The organism is Enterovibrio nigricans DSM 22720, from assembly GCF_900167155.1.
GTDB lineage: Bacteria > Pseudomonadota > Gammaproteobacteria > Enterobacterales > Vibrionaceae > Enterovibrio > Enterovibrio nigricans.
In genome coordinates this window covers 1-3,891 of record NZ_FUXU01000158.1, presented here as the reverse complement: position 1 = coordinate 3,891, position 3,891 = coordinate 1, and the positions used below count along the sequence as shown (strand labels likewise).

Annotated in this window: 5 protein-coding genes; 1 reads left to right on the top strand and 4 read right to left on the bottom strand. The window is 42.1% G+C overall.

Features of this window, described 5'->3' with window-relative positions; genetic code table 11:
- Positions 1-428: 428 nt before the first annotated feature.
- Positions 429-836, bottom strand: a complete 408-nt coding sequence (locus tag B5D35_RS22985; protein ID WP_078754730.1) for an ACT domain-containing protein — start codon at positions 834-836, stop codon at positions 429-431.
- Positions 837-1,013: 177 nt separating this feature from the next.
- Here B5D35_RS22985 and B5D35_RS22980 point away from each other — a divergent pair, with 177 nt between their 5' ends.
- The gene (locus B5D35_RS22980) at positions 1,014-1,235 is read left to right on the top strand and encodes a DUF6500 family protein (RefSeq protein WP_078754729.1); all 222 of its coding nucleotides are present in this window, start codon (positions 1,014-1,016) and stop codon (positions 1,233-1,235) included.
- Between the two features lie 94 nt (positions 1,236-1,329).
- On the opposite strand, the gene B5D35_RS22975 is transcribed toward B5D35_RS22980, so the two are convergent.
- From B5D35_RS22975 to B5D35_RS22965, 3 genes are all read right to left on the bottom strand, one after another.
- The gene (locus B5D35_RS22975) at positions 1,330-2,151 is read right to left on the bottom strand and encodes a delta-class carbonic anhydrase (protein ID WP_244556723.1); all 822 of its coding nucleotides are present in this window, start codon (positions 2,149-2,151) and stop codon (positions 1,330-1,332) included.
- Positions 2,152-2,622: 471 nt separating this feature from the next.
- Positions 2,623-2,985, bottom strand: coding sequence for a YgiW/YdeI family stress tolerance OB fold protein (locus B5D35_RS22970; RefSeq protein WP_078754727.1), 363 nt, complete (start codon positions 2,983-2,985; stop codon positions 2,623-2,625).
- A 238-nt stretch (positions 2,986-3,223) separates the two neighbouring features.
- On the bottom strand, positions 3,224-3,730 hold the full coding sequence (locus B5D35_RS22965) for a hypothetical protein (RefSeq protein WP_078754726.1): 507 nt from the start codon (positions 3,728-3,730) through the stop codon (positions 3,224-3,226).
- Positions 3,731-3,891 lie beyond the last annotated feature (161 nt).

The window sequence follows — 3,891 nt, the reverse complement described above, 5'->3', positions numbered from 1 at the left end:
AATCATGGTACTAATGGTGGACTGTCACCGAATGAATACGAAAGACAGTATTATCAGAAGCTTGAAAGTGTATAGAGTTCTGGGGTCTTACCAATCAGTGCTTGGAAAGGCACCATATTTTCATAGTCTTCGACAAAATCACCTGTAATCATCGGTACTTTAGCCATCATTATTCCTCTTCTTAGGGGCGAAACACGCCAATGTTGTGCTGGAATGCAGTGATTGCTATATAAACGTACTCATTTAACAAGGTGGTAACATGTGAGTATTACATTTCCGCCAACATGACCTAAACCACGGAATGAAGAGTGGTTGTTGTGGTGAATAAGCTAAGTATAAAAAGAGATAAAGGCTGGAGATATTAGAGGGTTACCTTGCAACAAACGCCGCGCAAAGCGGCATTTCAATGCGTTGAGTCGTTTACTTAATTAATGAAGCTGACGTTTTTCAAAATCCTGAAGTGCGGAAAGTGCTATTTCGGCTTTATCAGCTGGCACAAAGACATGATCATGATAAAACGCCGCAATGACATTCGCACTAATGCCTCGTTCAGCAAGCTTGGTTGAAACCGCCGCTGTCAGTCCGACTGCGTCCAAGCTTGAATGTACCGTTAACGTGATTTTTTTAAACACACCGTCATAAGGCAGTTTGGCACTGTCTGCCATCGCTTTGCTTAACACTAGCGTTAAACCTTCTGACTCTTGGAACGTCGCGAGCGGGGCGAGTTCTATGTAATCTTTTAATTTCCCATCAACACTGCAAAAAACCACTTCATACGACTCTAATTCTGGTTTCATTGATCGTAAAAGCGCATCCAAATCGACAATACCTGACATAACCTTCCATTATTTTTGTTTATAAGAACACGTACCTTTGCCAAAACACATCAAAATTACAAGGCAATGAAACGGTAATTTGCAGAAAACCAACCTTGATCAATACTAAGAAGTCACGTTTTTACATGATACTGTATTAATACACAGCCCTTTAAGTTTAATAGGGAAGGCATGCCTATGCGGACGTCCTTGCGTCAGAAAATCATCAGCGTTTGTCGTGCTAAAATCAACACCAAAGGTGAAAACGTGAAGGTGTCATTTTACGCCTTTTTCGCTAACAAGAATGACAATCCATCGTTGTTAATGGAAGCTGCAACGTGGTGGATTCATACCCACAGGCTCGACCACTTTGTGAAAGCCAAAGACATTATTGCTTTGGTACAACGTGAAAATGAGTAATCGACGCGATACGCGAATGAGAAAGAGTAGAAGAGAGAATATTTAAGAGAAGAATAGGGCGCAAACTACCTTCTGTGCGCCCTTAGATTCAGAATCAGTTCACAATTTCAGACAGAAGATCTTTGTTCACGACAAGGTTTCGAACGCCATGAGCATGGTCTTCATCAAACGCATTGCCCTCACACCATTCCCCAACAGTATCTATGTTTACTTTGGCGACGTTAGGGCGAACATTCCAAGTCACCTGAAATGGCGAGCCGGCTTCATTATAGCTTGGACCCGTCGTCGAACCCGCGTATTGAACGGGTTTCCCTGTATTCACGGGAATTGCGACCGCTTGATGCACTCCGTCTTTTACTTCATGCTCAGTCAATGTCTCAAAGTCGTAGGCATTTTTGTCATTCACCAATACGTACACCTGTGTTTCTACGCGCAATTGAGGGTTCTTATTGGCATCACTCAAGCACGCGCCAAGCGTCGGGCCAGGTGAAACCTGCGCGGTTGAGTGTACATAATGCACTTCAATCGTGTCACCGGGCTTAAGATCACCATGTTTGCTTGGGCAAATTTTGCCACTTACTGGCGTCAATTCGTCTTCCGTCAAGGACCCCGAGTATTTGTAACCTGTATGATAGCCTTCGCCATCACCGTTACCTGCGTACGTCGTGAACTCGCCACCTTTATGCTCGGCGTTTTTGTGGAAATGGATATTGCACAGATTCATTTCTGTATAAGAAGGGGCAGTACTGAATAGCGTCGTGTTATTCCCACCGACAGAATCAATATCACGCGGAGATTGGGGGCCGAACCCTTCACCTTCGGTGTTTTCCGCTAACTCTTCACGTTGCTCTGAAATAGCCTTATCTGAAACGACAGTCAGTGCGTCTTTCGCTAACACGCCAAACGACGCAGTCATCGCCAGTGTAATAAGGCAAAGGTTGCTTGCTTTCATTGGATTAATCCCTTTTCAATTGAATTAGTTACATGGCGTCCCTACCGACAACTGCATCGAAACAACCTTCGTTTCAAATATCTTCAAGCGTTAGCATGAATAGAGAGCACGGAGCGAGAATATAGGATGTTGCTGTTCTTTTTGACTGGTGAATTGCTTGAGACACCCATCTTTTCGATGGATTCTCTTTAATGCGGCAAAGTATTGTATTAAGTGCCCATACATCTGTGCGAAAGCTCATACTTTCTAAGCAAGATAAATATACAAGAATGGCGACTAAAATCCTTTCTTAACATAAAGATAATGGCTTTTTAAAGCAAAAAACAAGACGGGAGGATGACCAGAAAAGATGACCCGCGATGAACGGGTCATTGATATTAGAAGTAGTAAGCAACCGTGCCTAGTAACTGAGTATTGTTTGCGACGGTATTAAACTCACTTCGCGAGAGTAATGTTATCAACAGCAATCGTGTTGGCGTTAGGCTCTGCATCCACTTCACCCACGAGAACGACTTGCGTAGTGGCATCAATATCGATTGCAGCCATATCATCGTCATCGATTTCAACAGTAATAACGCCGGTTGAATCTTGGAAGGTGTACATTTCATCGCCAAGAGAATCAACAATGTAGCCAGTCAGCACAACGTCTTGATCGTCCATCGCGGTATTTGCGTTCACCACCGTCGAAACCGACGTCGCTTTTGCTGCTTGAGCTGGCTGAACATTTGTTGCAGCAAACGCTTGGTTGAACAAAGTAGAACCCAGAATTAAGGCAATCGCAGTGTATTTAGTTTTCATAAGAAACTCCGCTTTATAACGATTTGTTATTATTTTTGAGACAGATGGAGTGTACGCCGCGCCGTTTAGCTGTGTCACTGGCTATTATTGGAATGTAATGTTGCAGAAATTCACAGTTGTGTTGAGTACTAGAAATGCATCTATTGTGATAGTAGCTATATAATTGTACATTTTGCCAAAGAGAAAAGGCCAATTGCAGAATGCAAGTGGCCTTAAAATTATCTTTTAAGTATTCCAATTAACTACGTGTTTTCTTTCTGTTCTCTAATTTTAGCAATAGAGACAAAGCTTCTTCCAGTTTTTCTCTAGCATCTTTGACCGATTTATTCGCTGGGAAAAAATCAATTTCTGTTAGAATCGGGTTTTCCAAGCCTACATCTAGAAAATCATTTACATTGGCATATTCGGCTTCTTCATCCCATGCCCACTTACTTCCTGTACCGTTATACCCTTTATATGCAAATATAATATCCTCCCATTCATTCCAATCCAAATTGAATTTAAAGCTACCCCAAGGCAGTTCTGGGTAATATTTTTGATTTCTCGCCTCAAAGGTTGTTCTTGTTCCTTTAAAGTCTGGAAGAGAATAGATAAACACCGTATTTTCAGGGCACTTTGTCGTGTCTGATTCGTTGTTTACTTCCGTAATAAAAGGGGTAGGCGCATCATCACCTACATATAGATAAGTGACGGTGAAATTTTCTAATGCAGTCTGATAACGAGTGCAAAATCCAGAAAAACCCACGATGGCATAATTATCACGTTTAAATGTTTTAATAATACCGCCATAATCGTGGTGCGGATGAATAACAGTATCATCGCTGAGTGGCTTTGTTGCTTAATTCGGTTGGAAGACATGGCAGCCTAAAGTTGTTCGGTTCTTAAGCAATATACTGAGTTTCAGGC